The organism is Acetobacter zythi, assembly GCF_963921165.1.
Taxonomy (GTDB): domain Bacteria; phylum Pseudomonadota; class Alphaproteobacteria; order Acetobacterales; family Acetobacteraceae; genus Acetobacter.
In genome coordinates, this window is the sequence record NZ_CAWUEO010000023.1 from 57002 (window position 1) to 74094 (window position 17093).

A 17093-nucleotide genomic window follows, 5' to 3' on the forward strand; every position below is an offset into this window, starting at 1 on the left:
CGCTCCCTTATTTAAGCATGCCGTTATTACGGAACCACGTAATGGCGTCTTCCACCGCCATGCGGGCCGGGCGCGGCGCATAGCCCAGTTCGTGCATGGCTTTGGCGGAGGAGAAAAACATTTTTTTGCGGGACATGGCGAGCATCTCCCGCGTGACGCGGGGCGAAAAGCCAAAAGCGCGGGACAGCCATTCGGACACAATGGCCACTGGCCAGATGACCTCCTGCGGCAGGCTGATCTTTGGCGGGGGCACATGCGCGATTTCAGACACCATGGCGAACAGGTCGCGCAGCAGGTAGTTCTCGCCGCCCAGAATATATTTTTCGCCGATTCTGCCGCGCTCAAGGGCCAGTGCATGACCTTCTGCCACGTCATCCACATGCACAATGTTCACGCCCGTATCGACATAGGCGGGCATGCGGCCTGCCGCGCAGTCCAGAATCATCTGGCCGGTGGGGGTGGGTTTGATGTCACGCGGGCCAACGGGGGTGGAGGGGTTAACAATAACGGCTGGCAGATTCAGCTCACGCACAAGGCGCAGCACTTCCTGCTCGGCGCGGTATTTGGAGCGTTTGTAAATGCCAATCACGGCATGCTCTTCCACCGGCGTGTTTTCATCCGCAACGGTGCCATCGCCAATCAGGCCAAGGGCCGCAACGGAGGAACAGTAAACAATCCGTTCCACGCCTGCCTTCTGGGCGGCCAGCATAAGCAGGCGTGTGCCTTCCACATTGGCGGTCATCATGGGGGCGGGGTCGGGCACCCATAGGCGATAGTCGGCTGCAACATGAAAAACATACCGGCAGCCCTGGACCGCGCGCGCAAATGTGTCCGGCTGGGACAGGTCGCCCTCCACCAGCTCGGCGGGAATGTCGGCAATATTGCTACGGTCGCTGCCTTCTCGCACCATCAGGCGCAGGGAATGACCGCGTTCCAGCAGTGTACGAGCCACGGCGGAACCGACAAAACCAGTTGCGCCGGTTACGAGCGTATGAGCAGTCATGAAGGATGCGCTCCCGGTAGAGGGCTGAAAGAAAACAGGTGTTGGGCGTTAATCCCGAACGGCTGGTTTGTTTCTTTATCCTGACACCCGAGGTGGCGCCAGACCCCGTGGTAGTGTAAGGGGGCGGAACATTCACACATGCGCCCGGTTGGGCTTCGGGCGTGCCCAAGGGCGTGACGGAGCTGCGGGCGTAACAGGCGGACAGAGCTGAGGCCTTGAAGAAGCTTACGGTTTTTCTCACTTTTCTTGGGCTCGTGGTCGTTACGGCAGCAATGGCGTGGAGCGGTTTCGATTCCGTTTTGCGCGCTGTTATGCGTATTGGTCTGGGCGGCTTTCTGCTTATGGTATGCTGCCAGTTGGCCGTGGATGGCCTGCTGGGCATGGCATGGCATGCTGCTTTTCCTGAAATTGGGTATGTGCGCCTGCTGCTTGCCCGCATGGTGCGCGACGCGGCCGCGACCTGCCTGCCGTTTTCGCAGGTTGGGGGCATTGTTATTGGCATTCGCGCCACCTGTTCTGGCCACGGTGTACACCGTGCATCGGACAGGGAGGTGGAACTGCCCGAGGCCGCCTGCGCCAATCTTGTGGATATTACAACCGAGGTCATGGGGCAGGTGGCGTTTGTGCTGCTGGCCGTGGCCTGCCTTGTGGCGCACCAGCGGTCCAGCCCGTTTGTGGTGCCGGTCGTGGGTGGCACCGTATTCCTGATTGCAGGGACCGCAGGCTTTATCTGGACGCAGACGCATGGTGGTAACCTGTTCCGCAAGTTCGGGGGGATGTTGACCCGCAGTCTGGCCTCACAATGGCGGGACAGCATTCTGGCCGGTGCCGATAACCTGCAAGAACGGATGGAGGCGGCATGGAGCCGCCCGTGGCATATCTGCCGTTCGGCCAGCTACCATCTGCTTGGCTGGCTGGGTAGTGCGGGCATGCTGTGGCTGACGGCGCGTTTTTTGGGCGCGCATCTGACCTTCCCCGGCGCTGTGGCGGTGGAAGGTGTGACCTGCGCCATTATGTCCGTTGGGTTTCTGGTCCCCGGTAGTCTGGGTGTGCAGGAAGGGGCTTACATGGCTCTGGGCCATGCGTTTGGCATAGACCCGTCCCTGTCCCTCGGTATTTCCCTGCTGCGCCGTGGGCGGGAAATTACGATTGGCATTCCCGTTCTCCTACTCTGGCAGTTTATGGAAATGCGCGGTCTGCGCCGGAATGCTCCCTCCCAGCCAGCCCCGAACACGGGCGAGGGCATGGGGTATTCTGCCTCCTCCAACCCGGTGAAGGATAGCTGAGTGGTGGTTGAGGCGCATTGTCCTGTTGTGTTTGACACACTTGTTGTTGTGGGGCCGGGGCTGATTGGTTCTTCCGTGCTCCGCCGCGCAAGGGCGCATGGCAATCTGGCCCGCAGGCTCATTGCGGTGGATAACAGCGCGGATGTCTGCGCGCGCGTGATGGAACTGGGCTTTGCAGATGAAGCAACAACCGACCTGATCGCTGCGGCCGCACAGGCGGACTGCGTTATGCTGTGCGTGCCGGTGGGGGCCATGGGGCCTGTGGCTGCACAGGTTATTCCTGCCATGAAGCCGGGCGCGGTGCTGACCGATGTAGGCTCCACCAAGGTTTCGGTGACCGAGGCGATTATTCCCAGCCTGCGGCCGGACGTGCCTTATGTGCCAGCACACCCTATGGCGGGTACGGAGTTTTCCGGCCCGGATGCGGGGTTGGTGGACCTGTTTGAAAACCGCTGGTGCCTGTTGACCCCGCTGGAGGCCACTCCCCCCGAAGCCCTCCAGCAGATCCGCACGTTATGGACACGCTGTGGCGCACGCCTGCGGGAGATGACCCCCGCACACCATGACCGCGTATGCGCCATTGTCAGCCATCTGCCGCATCTTCTGGCCTTTACCATTTGCGGCACGGCAGATGATCTGGCGGGGGAAACACGCTCCGAGGTGCTGGACTTGGCGGCCTCGGGTTTTCGCGATTTTACACGGATTGCCGCCTCCGACCCCGTTATGTGGCGTGATATTTTTCTGGCTAACCGTGAGGCCCTGCTGGAAATGCTCGGGCGCTTTATGGAAGATGCACAGGCTATGGCCCGCGCCATCCGCTGGGGGGATGCGGACTATATTGTGAACAAAATTGAACGTGGGCGCGAGATTCGCAAAAGCCTGATCGAGAACAAACAGGCCTGAACCTGCTTAGGTCGGCTGGCCAAAAGCCTTGAGCCGCAGGGACTCGGAGCGTTTGTGGCTCCTGTCCAGCATTGGGTTAAGGGCCGTGGCTTTCTGCCATGCCTTGAGTGCCGCCTGACCGTCGTTCAGATGTTCTTCCACACTGGCCAGCAGGCTCCAGCTTTGCGCGTCATCCCCATCGCGCATCAGGGCTTCGCCCAGATCCGCCACGGCTCCTTTCAGGTTGCCAGCAACAAGGCGCATCTGCGCGCGTGTGCGCCATAGGATGGCCTGATCGGGCTGGAGAGCAAGGGCGTCTCCCATATCCTCCACCGCATCGTCCGGTTTTTCGGATGTCAGGTCTTTTTCAGCCCTGCGGACCAGTAGCTGCGTGGTGGGGGAAAGGTGCGATGCCCGTAGCGCCTCCAGCCTGTCTTGCAAAGCATGGGCGTCTTCAGGCGTTGGTGCCTGAGCCAGCAGCTTGACCAACTGGCCAATCTGCCCTGCCGTGGCGCCAGTGTGCTCTGCTGGTGGCGGAGGGGTGGTGGCGGCTGAAGGTGCGGGGGAGGTTTTGGAGGCCGTCTGTGCCCATACGGCGGGGGCAGCCGTTATGGTGAGTACAACGGACAGGCCACAAAACAAAAACCCGTTCCTTCGGTATCCGAGGGAACGGGCTTTATGCATGATTGTCATGACAAGCTTGCCCGTAAGGGCCAGACCCACCATGAATTAGCCCTGACGGGCCTTCATGCGGGGGTTCTTTTTGTTAATCACGTAAACCCGGCCACGACGACGGACCACACGGCAGTCTTTGTCGCGCACCTTGGCTGACTTCAGGCTATTTCTGATTTTCATGGCCCGTATTCTCCGCCGATGCTGCTCAATGCATGAATAAGTTGGCTCGGCACATACCGGCCCCGTGCGGCTGAGTCAATATTCCCCGCATTTATAGCGCATTTTTCTTGCTGATTTTGCGCGTTAAAGTGCGTTTTGTGGTGTTGGTTCCGCCTGATCTGCCCCCTTACGCGGGGTCGAGGGCAAGTGTGAGCAGTGTGCTGGCCAGAGTGGAAAAATCCGCGGCACGGGGGGAGCGGGGCCGCCATGCCAGACCAATGGTGCGCCATGTGGCGCCATCGGCCAGTGGGCGGGCGGTAATTTTGCGGTTTTTCAGAATACCCCCGTTAATGGCCAGCGCGGGCATAATGGCGATTCCCAGCCCCAGTTCCACCATTTCCGCCATGCTGTGGAGCGACATGGCGGTAAAGGTGGGTTCGCTTTCCCCTTCCGAACCATTGCGGCTGGGGCTTTGGCGGCAGATAGCCAGTGTTTGCTCACGCAGGCAGTGCCCGTCCTCCATCATAATCATATTGTACTCGGACAACCGCTCCACAGGTACGCTCTCCAGCGCGCTAAAGGGGTGGTCCGTGGGCATGATCACGTAAAAGGGGTCCTGCCATAGGGGGTGGGTCTCCGTGCCATCACACAGGCAGGGCATGGCCAGTACCAGCATGTCCAGTTGGCCAAGGGAGAGCTTTTCCAGCAGATGCTCGGTGGTGTCTTCCGTCAGGGATAAAAGCAGGCGTGGAAAATGCTCGCGCAGAATCTGCACCGTACGGGGGATAAGGAACGGACCAATGGTCGGAATAATCCCGAGTCGTAAGGGGCCGGTCAGTGGGGTACGGGCTGCGGCGGCCAGTTGGGGCACGGCCTCCAGTGCTGCGAGCGCCTGCCGGGATTTCAGGGCGATCTCATGCCCCAAAGGGGTAAAAACCACCTTTTTGCCAACGGTGCGGTCCAGCAGGGGCGTATCAAGCTGGCGCTCCAGTGTCATAATCCCTGCGGACAGGGTGGACTGGGTTACAGCGCATGCCGCCGCCGCCCGGCCAAAATGGCGTAATTCGGAAAGAGCGATCAGGTAGCGGAGCTGTTGGGCGGAGGGGAGGGGAAGCATGGCCAAGTCCTACCTGAAAACCGACGAATGGTTAATCGATACATTCAATTGTTCCTATATAAAATATTCATTGGATTAAATGAAAAAGGCGGGTCATACATACTTGCACCGTCTGATCCGGCCTGAAGCCGGGTCAGGCACAGTGCCAGAAAACAAGGAGCAAACATATGCTGACCGTTGGCGATAAATTTCCCAGCTTTGATCTGACCGCCGTTCCGGGTGGGCCGGAAGGCCTGAAAGGCGAATTCGTTCAGATTTCCGACAAATCCGATGCCGGTAAGTGGAAAATCGTGTTCTTCTGGCCGAAGGACTTCACCTTCGTCTGCCCGACCGAAATCGTAGCTTTTGGCAAAATGGCCAAGGACTTCGCAGATCGTGACGCAGTTGTATATGGCGTGTCCATCGATAGCGAGTTCGTGCATCTGAACTGGCGTCTGCACCATGCTGACCTGAAGGATCTGCCGATCCCGATGCTGGCAGACATCAAGCGTGAACTGACCGAAGGCACGGGCGTTATGGCAAAGGACGCGGGCGTTGCCCTGCGTGCAACCTTTGTGATCGACCCCCACGGTGTGATCCGTCATGTGTCCGTCAACGACCTGTCCGTTGGTCGTAACCCGCAGGAAATCCTGCGTATTCTGGACGGTCTGCAGAGCGATGAGCTGTGCCCGTGTAACTGGAAAAAGGGCGAAGACTTTATCAAAGTCTGAGCCTGACGCACTTTCCGGTCCGCGTTTGCGGGCCGGGGGTGGTGCGGCGGCCACCACGTGTGGCCTGCCGTAACCCACCGTATAATTCTATCAGGGCTGCCTGCCTGACCGGCCAGCCTGAGGCTGCGCGGAATATGCCCCAGCCCCGCTGTATTGGTCTGGCATAATTTTCCCAAAATAATTCACGATGGAAAAAAGTCATGTCTATCGATGCACTCAAAGACCGTATTCCCGATTACGCCAAGGACCTGCGCCTGAATCTGGGTTCTCTGGCAAGCGATATCGCCCTGACCCCGCAGCAGCTTGCGGGCACTTTTATTGCATCCGCCCTTGCCGCCCGGAATGACGATGTAACGCGTGAGATTGTTGCCCAATTCCGCGATACTCTGTCCGAGCAGGCGCTGGCTGCTGCACAGTCCGCCAATGCCATTATGGGCATGAACAACATTTACTACCGCTTTGTGCATATGGCGGGTGGTGAATACGCCAAAATGCCAGCACAACTGCGCATGAGCGTGATTGGCAACCCCGGTGTGGACAAGGCCGATTTTGAGCTGTGGTGTCTGGCTGTGTCCATTATCAATGGATGTGACTTGTGCGTGACCAGCCACGAAAAAATCGTGCGGGATGAACTGGGCGCGGCTGCGGTGCAGACGGCTGCACGTATTGCGGCAACTGTGCATGCTGTTGCGGTTACGTTGCAGGGCGCGGATGCCTTGCAGAAGTAAACGCGGCAGAAGATTTGTAGAGGAAGGTTTGGCAAACCGGTCGTTCTGGCGACCGGTTGATCAGTCTTTTCTGGTGGTGCGCAGGAAGGCGCTCGGCGCCACTTTCTGATACGATCAATTTGTAAAGGAAAGTGGCGCGAGTGACGGGGCTCGAACCCGCGACCTCCGGCGTGACAGGCCGGCGCTCTAACCAACTGAGCTACACCCGCATTTTCCAACACTCAACAGTTGTGTGTGTCGGTATGTGGGGCTTTATAACGATGTTTTTTTCTTTGGCAACAGGCATTTCATAAAAAAATGCAAAGATCTGCATTTTTGCCGGAGCGGCATTGGGGGATGGTGCGGAATTGCCTGCACAGACCGCCATTAACCAAAACGATAACCCGATAACGCCTTGCCCAGCACCGTATCGCTGTAAATCTGCTGGCCGTAATCCTGCCCGGCGGCACCTGCTGCCACCATCAGCGGCAGCAGGTGTTCCTCGCGCGGGTGGCATAGCCGTGCGCCCGGTGCCTGCGCCCAGTGCGTGAGCTGCTGGTTGCGTTGTGGTGGTGGGGCACAGGCCGTACGGGTCAGCCAGGCATCAAAGTCCGCTGCGGGCTGGTTGGTTACGGGGGAGCCGTTCATAAAGTGGGTCAGGTTATGGTAGCTCAGGCCCGTGCCTACAATCAGCACATTACTGGCGCGCAAAGGGGCCAGTGCGGCACCAAGGGCCAGATGTTCCGCAGGGTCCAGCGTTTTGAGCAAAGACAGTTCCACAATGGGAATGTCGGCCTGCGCAAAGGCCAGCATGAATGGAATAAACACGCCGTGGTCAAATCCGCGCCCGCTATCTTCGGCGCTGGCAAGGCCCGCCTGCCCAAGAAGGGCGCGTATGCGCTCGGCCAGAGCGGGGTTCCCCGGTGCCGGGTATTGCAGCGTGTAGGTGTGGGGCGGAAAACCGTAATAGTCGTAGATAAGCCCCGGCTTGGGTGCGGACATGACCGTGGCGACCTGTTCCTCCCAATGGCCCGAGACCACCACAATAGCATCCGGCTTTTGGGGGAGTGTGTCAGACAGGCCGCGCAAAAAAGCCGCCATACGGTCCCATGTCTGTGGCCAGTCCATAAAAAAGCAGGGACCACCCCCATGGGGGATGAACAGGGTTGGCTGTTTGGGGAGGGTGGAAGCAGCAGGGCCAGTGGCGGACATGAACGTCACCTTTGAACAGAAGGAGGGGTCTTGGGTGCTGTTCAGAGCATGGCGTAAAACTGGCAGGCTGATAATCCGCAACGTACGGAATATATTTCACACTCATGGTGTGACCATGGTGTGCGGCAGGCAATGGGTTGGCGTGCCTGCCGCAATGGAAGTGTGTGTTGGGCGTTACTTCGCTTTGGCGGCTTCCAGAGCCTTGAGAATAAAGTCGCCTGCTTCTTCCTTCGTGCCCCAGCCGGTCACTTTAACCCACTTGCCTTTTTCAAGGTCCTTGTAGCGGGTAAAGAAGTGTTCAATGGCCTTGACCGTAATTTCGGGCAGGTCCGCAATGGTTTCGACCTTGGAGAACTCGGGGTGCACCTTGTCGTGCGGGACGCAGATGATCTTTTCGTCCTGCCCGGATTCGTCTTCCATCTTCAGCACGCCAATCGGACGGGAGCGGATAACGCTGCCCGGCACCACATTGGAAGGGGTCAGAACCAGTGCATCCGTGGGGTCGCCATCGGCGGCCAGTGTGTTGGGGATAAAGCCGTAAGCCGTTGGGTAAGCCATGGGCGTGAACAGAAAACGGTCAACGAACAGGGCGCCACTTTCCTTGTCAATTTCGTATTTGACAGAGGAACCCTGCGGGATTTCAATCACGACATTAATGTCGAACGGCACATCCTTGCCGGGGGAAAGTTTGGAAACGTCCATGAACACTGCTCCAACCGATAAATAATGGGAATGGTGCAGACCCTATCCGCCCGTCTGCGGCTTGCCAAGAGCCGGATTATAAACGGGTGATATATGGATTTTCCTCCCCCAGACCCTTGCCAAATGGCTCTGGTTGCGTAATCACAGACACGCCTGCGCGCCCGTAGCTCAATTGGTTAGAGCGGGCCGCTCATAACGGCTTGGTTGCGGGTTCAAGTCCTGCCGGGCGCAGGCTGTTCCAGCCAGCAGCGCAGCCTGTGGCCGCTTAATTTTTTTTCAGTTTATTCCGCATAACGGGAGTTCATCATCATGGCATCCTATCAATACGTCTATGTGATGAAGGATCTGACAAAATCCTATCCCGGTGGGCGCGAAGTGTTCAAGGGGATCACCCTGTCCTTCGTCCCCGGTGCCAAAATTGGTATTCTGGGCGTTAACGGGGCGGGTAAGTCCACCTTGCTCAAAATCATGGCCGGGATCGACAAGGAATACGGCGGCGAGGCATGGGCGGCCGAAGGTGCCCGTGTTGGCTACCTTGAGCAGGAACCCCAGCTGGACCCCAAGCTGACCGTGGGGGAAAACGTTGCTCTGGGTTTTGGTGACCTGAAAAAAGCGGTGGATCGTTTTAACGAGATTTCCGCCCGGTTCGCAGAACCCATGGAAGACGACGAAATGAACGCCCTGCTGGCCGAACAGGCCGAATTGCAGGAAAAAATTGATGCAGGCGATGGTTGGGAACTGGACCGCAAGCTGGAGATCGCACTCGATGCCCTGCGCTGCCCCCCTGCGGACAGCTCGGTAGAAAAACTCTCCGGGGGTGAGTGCCGCCGCGTGGCCCTGTGCCGCCTGCTGCTGGAAAAACCCGACCTGCTGCTGCTTGACGAACCTACCAACCATCTGGACGCCGAAAGCGTTGCATGGCTGGAAAAAACCCTGCGTGACTACGACGGCACGGTTATGGTCATTACCCATGACCGCTACTTCCTGGACAACGTGACCAACTGGATTTTGGAAATCGAGCGTGGCCGCGGCATTCCGTTCGAAGGCAACTATTCTTCGTGGCTGGAACAGAAGCGTAAGCGCCTGTCGCAGGAAGAAAAAGAAGAAAGTGCGCGCCAGCGTGCCCTTGCTGCCGAGCAGGAGTGGATTAATGCCAGCCCCAAGGCCCGTCAGAGCAAAAGTAAAGCCCGTATTGCCAAATACGAGGAAATGCTGGCCGCCAGTGCCGAACGGGTGGGCGGTGTGGCCGACATTGTTATTCCCCCCGGCCCCCGCCTTGGTGGCACGGTTATTGAGGCCGACAACCTGAGCAAAGGTTTTGGCGACCGCCTGCTGATTGATAACCTCAACTTCAAGCTGCCGCCGGGCGGTATTGTGGGGGTTATCGGGCCGAATGGCGCGGGTAAGTCCACTTTGTTCAAAATGATCATCGGGCAGGACAAGCCGGATTCGGGTGAGCTGAAGATCGGGGAGACGGTCAAGCTCGGCTATGTTGACCAGTCGCGTGATGACCTTTCACCCGATAAAACCGTGTGGGAAGAAATTTCCGGCGGAACGGATGTGATCTATCTGGGCAAGCGGGCGGTACCTTCGCGCGCTTATGTAGGGGCCTTCAACTTCAAAGGTTCCGACCAGCAGAAAAAGGTTGGTGTGCTTTCCGGTGGTGAGCGTAACCGTGTGCATCTGGCCAAGATGCTCCGGCAGGAAAGCAATGTTATCCTGCTTGACGAACCGACCAACGATCTGGACGTGGATACCCTGCGTGCGCTCGAAGATGCACTGGCCGAGTTTGCGGGCTGCGCTGTGGTCATTTCCCATGACCGCTGGTTCCTTGACCGTCTGGCAACACATATTCTGGCGTTTGAGGGTGATTCCCACGTTGAGTGGTTTGAAGGTAACTTCCAGGCTTATGAAGAAGACAAGCGCCGCCGCCTTGGCCCGGACGCCACAGAGCCGGGACGTATCCATTACAAACCGCTTGCCCGCTAAAGGCATGGCAGTGCGAAGGCTCCATTATGGGGCCTTCCTCTGTTACGGAGGCTGAGCGGTGGATTTACGCTCGGTCAGAACACCTCGCCTGCTCCTTAAGCCCGTCACATGGCGGGATATGGAAGATATGGTGCGCCTGAAGGCCGATGGCGGTGCTTTTGGCCAGATGCTGGGGGGTGTTTGCACCCGCCAGCAGGCAGAGCACGAGATGGCGGATGACATTGCATTTTGGGCCTGTCATCGCGTTGGTATTTTTACCATTCATGAAAATGGCCAGTTTGTTGGCATGACCGGAATCCATGACCGCCCGGATGGACGGGGCTTTGGCCTACGCTTTGCCCTGTTTGCAAGTGCAAGGGGGCGCGGTATTGCGCGCGAAGCAGCCAATGCGGCCCTCAACTTTGCACATGATGCGGGGTTACATCGGGTTATTGCCGTTGCGGCGGAAAGTAACGTGGCATCGCGTACCATTCTGGGCAGCATAGGCATGCATGTGTGCGAAACATTTGCCAGAAATGGCCAGACAATGATGGTGTACGAAAGCAAACGTGCATAAAAAAAGGCACCCATAAGGTGCCTTTCTTCCAGATTATGGGGGAGGTCCCCCAGACTGTTCTACCAGTTTAGTTGCTGGCCTGATTGTGGCGGTCCAACTGCTTTTGCAGGGCGGACAGCAGTGTTGCAACGCTTCCGCCATTCCGGGCAATAAAAGATGAGTAGTCGTTGCGCTGTGTCAGGCGCAGGCTGGCCCCTTCGCCCACCACGTCTACAACCTGTGGCTGCCCGTTGTCGTAGCTGACAACCCACTGCATGGATGCAGGCGGCTGTTGCGGACGCAGCAGGATTGCATTGACGGAATCTTCACCACCAGATTTGGTCACATCACCAATGGTAAAGCTAACGCCACGGTATTCACCCAGCTTGTCGGTAATGGCGTTGACCAGCACCTCATGGAACAGCGCCAGATAATGCTGCCGCTGTTCGGGGGTGGCAATTTTCCAGTAACGGCCAAGGCAGTAGCGGCCAATGCCGTCAATATCCACGTTCTTCTGAACCAGTGGAAGAACCTTGGTCTTTTTTTCAGACAGCGGGACAGGGCTGTTCACAATGGCGACAAGCTGTGTGCCAAAGTTCTGAATAAACTGTTTGGCGTTATCCGCTGCACGGGCAGGCAGGGCAAACAGTCCGCTGGCGCATGTCAGGGCCAGAGTGGCAAGAACAATACGGCGACCAGAAAGGAGTTTCATGTCTGCGCTACCTTTTTGTTGTTAGTTATTGATACCAGTCTGGCACGGTGGCGCGGCGGTCATTTTTAATGGCCTCGGCCTGTGCCTTGCGCTGCTGCTGGTAAGCGCTGCGAATGGTGGCGTATGGGTCCAGCGCATCACGCTGTAGGGCATCCAGATCTTCCAGATGCTCGGAGCGGCCATGCACAACGCCCATCATGTTATAGGCCCAGTTAAAGCTGACAAGCCCATAACCACGCGGCACGTAATCCCACGGGGAAAGCCCCTGATCAATGCCATACCCAATGCCGTCACGGAAAGAGGACGGCCCCATGGGCAGGAACAGGTAGGGACCGGAGGAAATGCCCCAGTTGGCCATGGTCAGGCCCGCATCGTTATCATGGTGGGGGAAGCCAGCCATTTTGGCTACGTCAATCAGCCCGCCAACACCCACGGTCATGTTAATGCACCACCGCACGAACGAGTCCCCCGCACGGCGGGGCTTGCCTGCCCCAACGTCGTTAAAGAAGACGGAGGGTTCGTTCATGGTTGTGATCATGTTGCCCAGCGAATTCCGCACAGGGCGCGGCACGGCCCACACATAGGCTTTGGCAACTGGCCGCAAAGCCCATGTATCGAACTTCATGGTCAGGTTGAACACTTTGCGGTTCAACGGTTCATACGGATCGTTGGCGGCCTTGTATTCGGCCAGAGCGTCCGGGTCCGTGGGAACGGGGGCTTTTATGGAACTGCACCCGGCCGTGCCGAGCAGCACCAGACCAAGGCAGAGTGTTCCCAGACGGAAACGGCGATGTACCGAGGAACCTTCCCGCGCCTGATCATGCTGATCCTGTGCGCGAGGGCGGAGCCGTGAGCCGTTCCGTCCTGAAATCATTGCCACCTTTACCTTTGCCTTGTGACGTCCGCATGGCCTGCCGGGCAGACCTGTTTTATTGCTGCCTTCTCTACCATGAGAAACGCAGGGTGCAATGGCAGGGCTTCTCTGCGTAGAGGGCAGGGGACAAAAATAGCCCTTTGCATGTTGCCTTTTTGCCGGGAAGAACAGATTTTTGCAATCGCTGTTGCCAGAAAGTCGCACATCCTGCTCAGGATGTGATGGCAACAGGGAATCCGGCATTACAGCCCCCGTTCGCGTTTGATGATATCCCATGCCGCATTGATTTTGGAAATGCGGACCGAGGCGACCTGCACCTCCTCGGGGCTGGCGTTGCGCGCGGCCATAACATCGGGGTGGTACTGCCGGACGAGTTTTTTCCAGTGCGCGCGCAGGTCTTCGTTGGAGAGGGACGCGCTGACCCCCATAACGGTATAGGCGTCCTCTTCGCCCATGGCGGCGCGGGCGCGGCCCTGCTCGGCCCGCTCCCATGCACCACGCCCCAGCCCGAAAAGAGCATGCACACGTTTGAGAAAGCGCAGTTCCTCGGGGGCAAGGGGTTCATCCGCCGCCAGATCGGCGCGGGCAATGGCAAACAAAGTCCCCATCAGGTCTTCCAGAGGGGGCTTGTCCTTGCCGTAGGCCTGCCCGAGTTCACGGGCAAAGGCTTCGTAGTCGTCCGTTCTCTGGCGGGCCATGTCAAACAGGCGGCCAATATCGCGCATGTTTTCGTCTGGCACCCGGAATCGGGTTTTGAAGGCGTTGATCTCCCGCCGGTTTACCGGGGCATCGCATTTGGCCAGCTTGGCGCACAGGATAACGCATGTCAGCCCGTAGAGCTGTTCCTTTTTGCCCAAGGTGGCGGCCAGCTTGGCCGCTACAAACGCAGCAGCCCCGTTGGGGTCCGGGCGGGCGCGGGCGGCCCATCGGTCGCTCCAGCCAACGGCTGGGGGGTTTAGCAATGTGCCGCTATCGGCCGCATGGCCCAAAGCTGTGCCCAAAGCCGCGCCCAGTGGTCCGCCAACGGCAAAGCCGGTAACACCACCAAATATTTTGCCCCATATCGCCATAGGGTTCTTTTATCATGTTCTGGAACGGAACCCTAGCCTGCGCAGGGGGGCTGCAAGGGCTGGGCAGCAATGTGCCAGTATCGCATTGGGCGCAACACGCACCTGAAGGATGAAGTATGCGAACACAGACATTTCCCCACCATGCACCCGCGCAGCAGCCGGAGGTTGCCCTGATCGGGGCCGGTGCGGTGGGGCTTGTTGTGGCTGCGGCCTTTGCCCGCGCGGGGTGGAAGGTGCTGGTCTGTGGTGCGCGCCACCCGTTTGCGCACCTGCGGGTGCATGAGGTGGGACAGGGGGCGGGGCATGGGGCCGACTACCCGGTTCAGCATGCCCGCACTCCGGCGGAACTGGCGGGGTGTAGGGTGGCCATTGTGGCGGTCAAGGCGCACCAGACTGCCGATGTAGCGGACTGGATTGTCGCCCTCAACCGGGCCGATGCGCGTATTCTGGTCGCCCAGAACGGTCTGGAGCAGTGCGAGCGCATTGCCGCCTACGCGCCAAAGGCGGTGGGGCTGCCTGCCATTGTTTATTTTAACGCTGAACGGTCCGCCCCGGGGTGTTCGGTCTTACGCCGAATCGGTCCGACCGATCTGTGCCTGCCCGCCAGCAGGCAGACACAGGACCTGAGTGCAGCCTTGCAGGCAGGGGGGCTGCGCGTAACCACGGCGGAGGATATGACCACAGTGGTCTGGACCAAGCTGCTGGCCAACAGTGCCGCCAACCCGCTGACGACCTTGTGCGGCCGGCATACGGGGGTCATGCGCGAACCAGACTTTGTGGCCAGTGCCCGGCAGGTCATGACCGAAGTGGCGCGGGTTGGGCAGGCGGAGGGGGCCGCACTGACCGCGCAGCATGTGGATGAGACCCTCGCATGGCTCCAGAGTGTGCCGCCTGAGAGCGCAACATCCATGTTGCAGGACCGGCAGGCCGGCAGACCGTTGGAATATGACGCCATAACCGGGGCCATTGTGCGCGCGGCTGAGCGGCATGGGCTTGATGTGCCCCTTAACCGGCTTATTCTGGGGCTGCTGTCCGCCATAAGACCCACACAGGCATAAGCTGGCCAGACCCTGGGCCGCGCTTGGCTGGGAATGATCGCCCCATAAACGCAGCGTTTGCCCGGATTTTTCTATTTTATACAGTATTATGCGAGAAGTTTTATGAAACGTGCTTACAGGGTTGTGGATGTTTTTACCAAAACACCTTTTACGGGCAACCCGGTTGCCGTGGTGCTGGATGCACAGGGGCTGGACACCCCCGCCATGCAGGCCATCGCGCGTTGGACCAATCTGTCGGAAACAACCTTTGTGCTCCCACCCCAGAATGCGGTGGCGGATTACAGGCTTCGTATTTTTACCCCCCGGAGCGAACTGCCCTTTGCAGGCCACCCCACTCTGGGCAGTGCCCATGCGGTGCTGGAGGCCGGGCGCGCCACGCCGCGCAATGGCCAGTTAGTGCAGGAATGTGGCGTGGGCCTTGTTGCACTCAAGGTGGAGGGCTGCGGGGCTGGTCGCGTGCTATCCTTCGCGTTGCCCCCGGCCAGCCAGACGGCGCTGGATGAGGCCGACACACAGGAACTGGAGGCCATTCTGGGCGTGGGGGTGGACCGTGTGGCCCGCCCCTTGCGTATTGATGTTGGCCCGGTCTGGATTGTGGCCCGTCTGGCCGGGGTGGAGCAGCTTCTGGCTCTACAGCCCGATTCGGCCCGGTCTGTGGTGTTTGAAAACCGGCTTGGGGCTACGGGCATAAGCGTGTTTGCTCCCCATGGTGAGGGGCGCGAAGACATAGAAGTCCGCTCTTTTGCCTTCTCGCAGGGGGTGGCGGAAGACCCCGTATGTGGCAGCGGCAATGGCAGTGTTGCCGTGTTCGGGCATGTGCATGGCCTGTTGCCGCCCGGTCTGGTCCATTACAGTGCAACACAGGGGCGCTGTGTTGGGCGCGCAGGCCGGGTGAAAGTGCAGGTTGCTCCCGATGGGGCGGTGCAGGTGGGTGGTCAGTGCGTGAGCACGGTCGAGGGGTATCTGGCTGGGTAGGTGTTCGGGCTTCTGGCGCAGAGTGTGCCCATGACGTACCGCGCGGGATTTACAGGCGGGTTTGCGGGTTTGTGCCCACTTGCTGCTGGAGCCATTGCAGTGCCGTAACCCGCAGGGCGGATGCCAAAGACTGGTCTGGCGCACGGGTTGCGTCCACCTGCGTGACCAGTTGCACCAGTGTGACGTTCTGGTGGGCAATCATGTCTTCCAGAACGCTCCAGAAGGCGGGTTCGAGTGCCACACTTGTATCATGCCCGGCCAGTATCAGGCTGCGTTTGCGTAAGTGTCGGCTCATGTCCGGGGGCTTTCAAGCTGGGCAATAGCCCAGTATGCGGCGTCGCGCACAACCGGGTCTGGGTCGGTTGTTAGGGCATGGGCGTGGGGCAGCAGGTGCGCCCTGCCGGAATTGCCAATGGCGACCAGCACATTGCGGATAAAACGGTCCCGCCCGATCCGTTTGATGGGCGAGCCTGAAAACAGGGTTCTGAACGCCGCATCATCCAGTTGGCTCAGGGTGGCCAGATCAGGGGCGATCAGGTCTGCGCGGGGTTGGAGTTTGATGTGGTGTGCCGCTTGGGCAAACCTGTTCCACGGGCAGACGGCCAGACAGTCATCACAGCCATAAATATGGGTGCCCATCAGGGGGCGCAGGGCCAGCGGTATGGGGCCTGCATGTTCGATGGTCAGGTAGGAAATGCAGCGCCGTGCATCCATCTGGTAAGGGGCGGGAAAAGCCTGCGTGGGGCAGGCGTTCAGGCAGCGGGTGCAACTGCCGCACCCACCACCCGAAGGGGCGGATGTTGGTAAGTCGAGTGTTGTGTAGATTTCGCCCAGGAACAGCCAGCTTCCATGCTGGCGGGAGACCAGGTTGGTGTGTTTGCCAACCCACCCCAGCCCGGCTTTGTGGGCCAGAGGTTTTTCGGCCACGGGGGCTGTATCCACAAAGACTTTGACCTCGGGTGCCGCTGTGGTTGCCTGCCTGCCCTCGCGCACCACAAACTGGGCCAGATGTTTGAGCATGCCCTTGACCACATCATGGTAGTCCCTGTGGCGGGCATAGACGGAAATATTGCCGCAGTTGGGGTTTTGCAGGGTTGCCAGAGCATCGTCCGGTGGGGCGTAGGACAGACCAAGGGCAATAACCGTGCGGGCTTCGGGCCACAAGGCTGTGGGCTGGCTGCGCTGCTCCGTACGGTCGGCCAGCCAGTCCATTTGTCCGTGGTACCCGTTGGCCAGAAAATCCTGCAAACGCATCCGTGCCTCCGGCCCCAGTGTGGCCGGGCAAAAGCCAATGGCGTCAAACCCCAGTTCCAGCGCCTTTGCGCGTATGCGCGCCCCAAGGCGGCTGCGTGCATTGGTTGCATCAGACGTGGGGGCGGCGGAGGGAGATGAAGCCTCTGTCATGCGCGCAGGGTCGGCCCGGATGG

General features: G+C 59.3%; 19 protein-coding genes and 2 tRNA genes. 9 read left to right on the forward strand and 12 right to left on the reverse strand.

The features are described 5' to 3' along the window. Positions 1-7 precede the first annotated feature (7 nt). Entirely contained in the window at positions 8-1003 is a 996-nt protein-coding gene (gene hpnA / locus AABE20_RS08845; RefSeq protein WP_338332720.1) for a hopanoid-associated sugar epimerase, read from the reverse strand. Positions 1004-1218: 215 nt separating this feature from the next. Here hpnA and AABE20_RS08850 point away from each other — a divergent pair, with 215 nt between their 5' ends. Both AABE20_RS08850 and AABE20_RS08855 read left to right on the forward strand, forming a co-directional pair. Further along, positions 1219-2289 (forward strand): lysylphosphatidylglycerol synthase domain-containing protein, encoded by a 1071-nt coding sequence (locus AABE20_RS08850; RefSeq protein WP_338332721.1) that lies wholly within the window; start codon positions 1219-1221, stop codon positions 2287-2289. Continuing rightward, a complete protein-coding gene (locus tag AABE20_RS08855; protein WP_408740822.1) occupies positions 2290-3192 on the forward strand; it encodes a prephenate dehydrogenase/arogenate dehydrogenase family protein in 903 nt (300 codons plus the stop codon). A gap of 6 nt (positions 3193-3198) precedes the next feature. Here the strand turns inward: AABE20_RS08855 and AABE20_RS08860 are convergent, their stop codons facing one another. From AABE20_RS08860 to AABE20_RS08870, 3 genes are all read right to left on the reverse strand, one after another. Then, entirely contained in the window at positions 3199-3897 is a 699-nt protein-coding gene (locus AABE20_RS08860; RefSeq protein ID WP_338332722.1) for a tetratricopeptide repeat protein, read from the reverse strand. Between the two features lie 3 nt (positions 3898-3900). Continuing rightward, positions 3901-4026, reverse strand: coding sequence for a type B 50S ribosomal protein L36 (ykgO, locus tag AABE20_RS08865; RefSeq protein ID WP_003625637.1), 126 nt, complete (start codon positions 4024-4026; stop codon positions 3901-3903). A gap of 166 nt (positions 4027-4192) precedes the next feature. Next, positions 4193-5122: a hydrogen peroxide-inducible genes activator gene (locus AABE20_RS08870; RefSeq protein WP_338332723.1), complete on the reverse strand. Its 930-nt coding sequence runs from the start codon at positions 5120-5122 to the stop codon at positions 4193-4195. A 167-nt stretch (positions 5123-5289) separates the two neighbouring features. Between AABE20_RS08870 and AABE20_RS08875 the strand changes: the two genes are divergently transcribed. Both AABE20_RS08875 and ahpD read left to right on the forward strand, forming a co-directional pair. Then, positions 5290-5832 (forward strand): peroxiredoxin, encoded by a 543-nt coding sequence (locus AABE20_RS08875; protein ID WP_165991085.1) that lies wholly within the window; start codon positions 5290-5292, stop codon positions 5830-5832. 200 nt (positions 5833-6032) lie between these two features. Next, entirely contained in the window at positions 6033-6560 is a 528-nt protein-coding gene (gene ahpD, locus AABE20_RS08880; protein WP_338332724.1) for an alkylhydroperoxidase, AhpD family, read from the forward strand. 132 nt (positions 6561-6692) lie between these two features. Here the strand turns inward: ahpD and AABE20_RS08885 are convergent. The 3 genes from AABE20_RS08885 to ppa all read right to left on the reverse strand — a co-directional run bounded on the left by AABE20_RS08885 (position 6693) and on the right by ppa (position 8453). Beyond that, a tRNA-Asp gene (locus tag AABE20_RS08885) sits at positions 6693-6769 on the reverse strand. 157 nt (positions 6770-6926) lie between these two features. Beyond that, positions 6927-7751 carry a DODA-type extradiol aromatic ring-opening family dioxygenase gene (locus tag AABE20_RS08890; protein ID WP_338332725.1) on the reverse strand — a complete coding sequence of 275 codons (825 nt, stop codon included), beginning with the start codon at positions 7749-7751 and terminating at the stop codon, positions 6927-6929. Between the two features lie 174 nt (positions 7752-7925). Then, positions 7926-8453 carry an inorganic diphosphatase gene (gene ppa, locus AABE20_RS08895; RefSeq protein ID WP_338332726.1) on the reverse strand — a complete coding sequence of 176 codons (528 nt, stop codon included), beginning with the start codon at positions 8451-8453 and terminating at the stop codon, positions 7926-7928. Between the two features lie 157 nt (positions 8454-8610). On the opposite strand from ppa, the gene AABE20_RS08900 reads away from it, so the two are divergent. From AABE20_RS08900 to AABE20_RS08910, 3 genes are all read left to right on the forward strand, one after another. Next, positions 8611-8684: transfer RNA gene (locus tag AABE20_RS08900), tRNA-Ile, on the forward strand. A 78-nt stretch (positions 8685-8762) separates the two neighbouring features. Continuing rightward, positions 8763-10442, forward strand: coding sequence for an energy-dependent translational throttle protein EttA (ettA, locus tag AABE20_RS08905; protein WP_338332727.1), 1680 nt, complete (start codon positions 8763-8765; stop codon positions 10440-10442). A gap of 58 nt (positions 10443-10500) precedes the next feature. Further along, positions 10501-10998: a GNAT family N-acetyltransferase gene (locus AABE20_RS08910; RefSeq protein ID WP_338332728.1), complete on the forward strand. Its 498-nt coding sequence runs from the start codon at positions 10501-10503 to the stop codon at positions 10996-10998. A gap of 67 nt (positions 10999-11065) precedes the next feature. Here AABE20_RS08910 and AABE20_RS08915 read toward each other — a convergent pair whose 3' ends face one another. The 3 genes from AABE20_RS08915 to AABE20_RS08925 all read right to left on the reverse strand — a co-directional run bounded on the left by AABE20_RS08915 (position 11066) and on the right by AABE20_RS08925 (position 13633). Next, positions 11066-11689, reverse strand: coding sequence for an MlaC/ttg2D family ABC transporter substrate-binding protein (locus AABE20_RS08915; RefSeq protein WP_338332729.1), 624 nt, complete (start codon positions 11687-11689; stop codon positions 11066-11068). A 25-nt stretch (positions 11690-11714) separates the two neighbouring features. After that, on the reverse strand, positions 11715-12563 hold the full coding sequence (locus AABE20_RS08920; RefSeq protein WP_338332730.1) for an MlaA family lipoprotein: 849 nt from the start codon (positions 12561-12563) through the stop codon (positions 11715-11717). A gap of 242 nt (positions 12564-12805) precedes the next feature. Beyond that, on the reverse strand, positions 12806-13633 hold the full coding sequence (locus tag AABE20_RS08925) for a TerB family tellurite resistance protein (protein ID WP_338332731.1): 828 nt from the start codon (positions 13631-13633) through the stop codon (positions 12806-12808). A 116-nt stretch (positions 13634-13749) separates the two neighbouring features. On the opposite strand from AABE20_RS08925, the gene AABE20_RS08930 reads away from it, so the two are divergent. After that, positions 13750-14691 carry a ketopantoate reductase family protein gene (locus tag AABE20_RS08930; protein WP_338332732.1) on the forward strand — a complete coding sequence of 314 codons (942 nt, stop codon included), beginning with the start codon at positions 13750-13752 and terminating at the stop codon, positions 14689-14691. A 102-nt stretch (positions 14692-14793) separates the two neighbouring features. Then, positions 14794-15666, forward strand: coding sequence for a PhzF family phenazine biosynthesis protein (locus AABE20_RS08935; RefSeq protein WP_338332733.1), 873 nt, complete (start codon positions 14794-14796; stop codon positions 15664-15666). A 49-nt stretch (positions 15667-15715) separates the two neighbouring features. Here the strand turns inward: AABE20_RS08935 and AABE20_RS08940 are convergent, their stop codons facing one another. Beyond that, the gene (locus tag AABE20_RS08940) at positions 15716-15961 is read right to left on the reverse strand and encodes a ribbon-helix-helix domain-containing protein (protein WP_338332734.1); all 246 of its coding nucleotides are present in this window, start codon (positions 15959-15961) and stop codon (positions 15716-15718) included. Continuing rightward, positions 15958-17070: a tRNA epoxyqueuosine(34) reductase QueG gene (queG, locus tag AABE20_RS08945; RefSeq protein ID WP_338332735.1), complete on the reverse strand. Its 1113-nt coding sequence runs from the start codon at positions 17068-17070 to the stop codon at positions 15958-15960. The genes AABE20_RS08940 and queG overlap by 4 nt, the downstream gene beginning before the upstream one ends. Positions 17071-17093 lie beyond the last annotated feature (23 nt).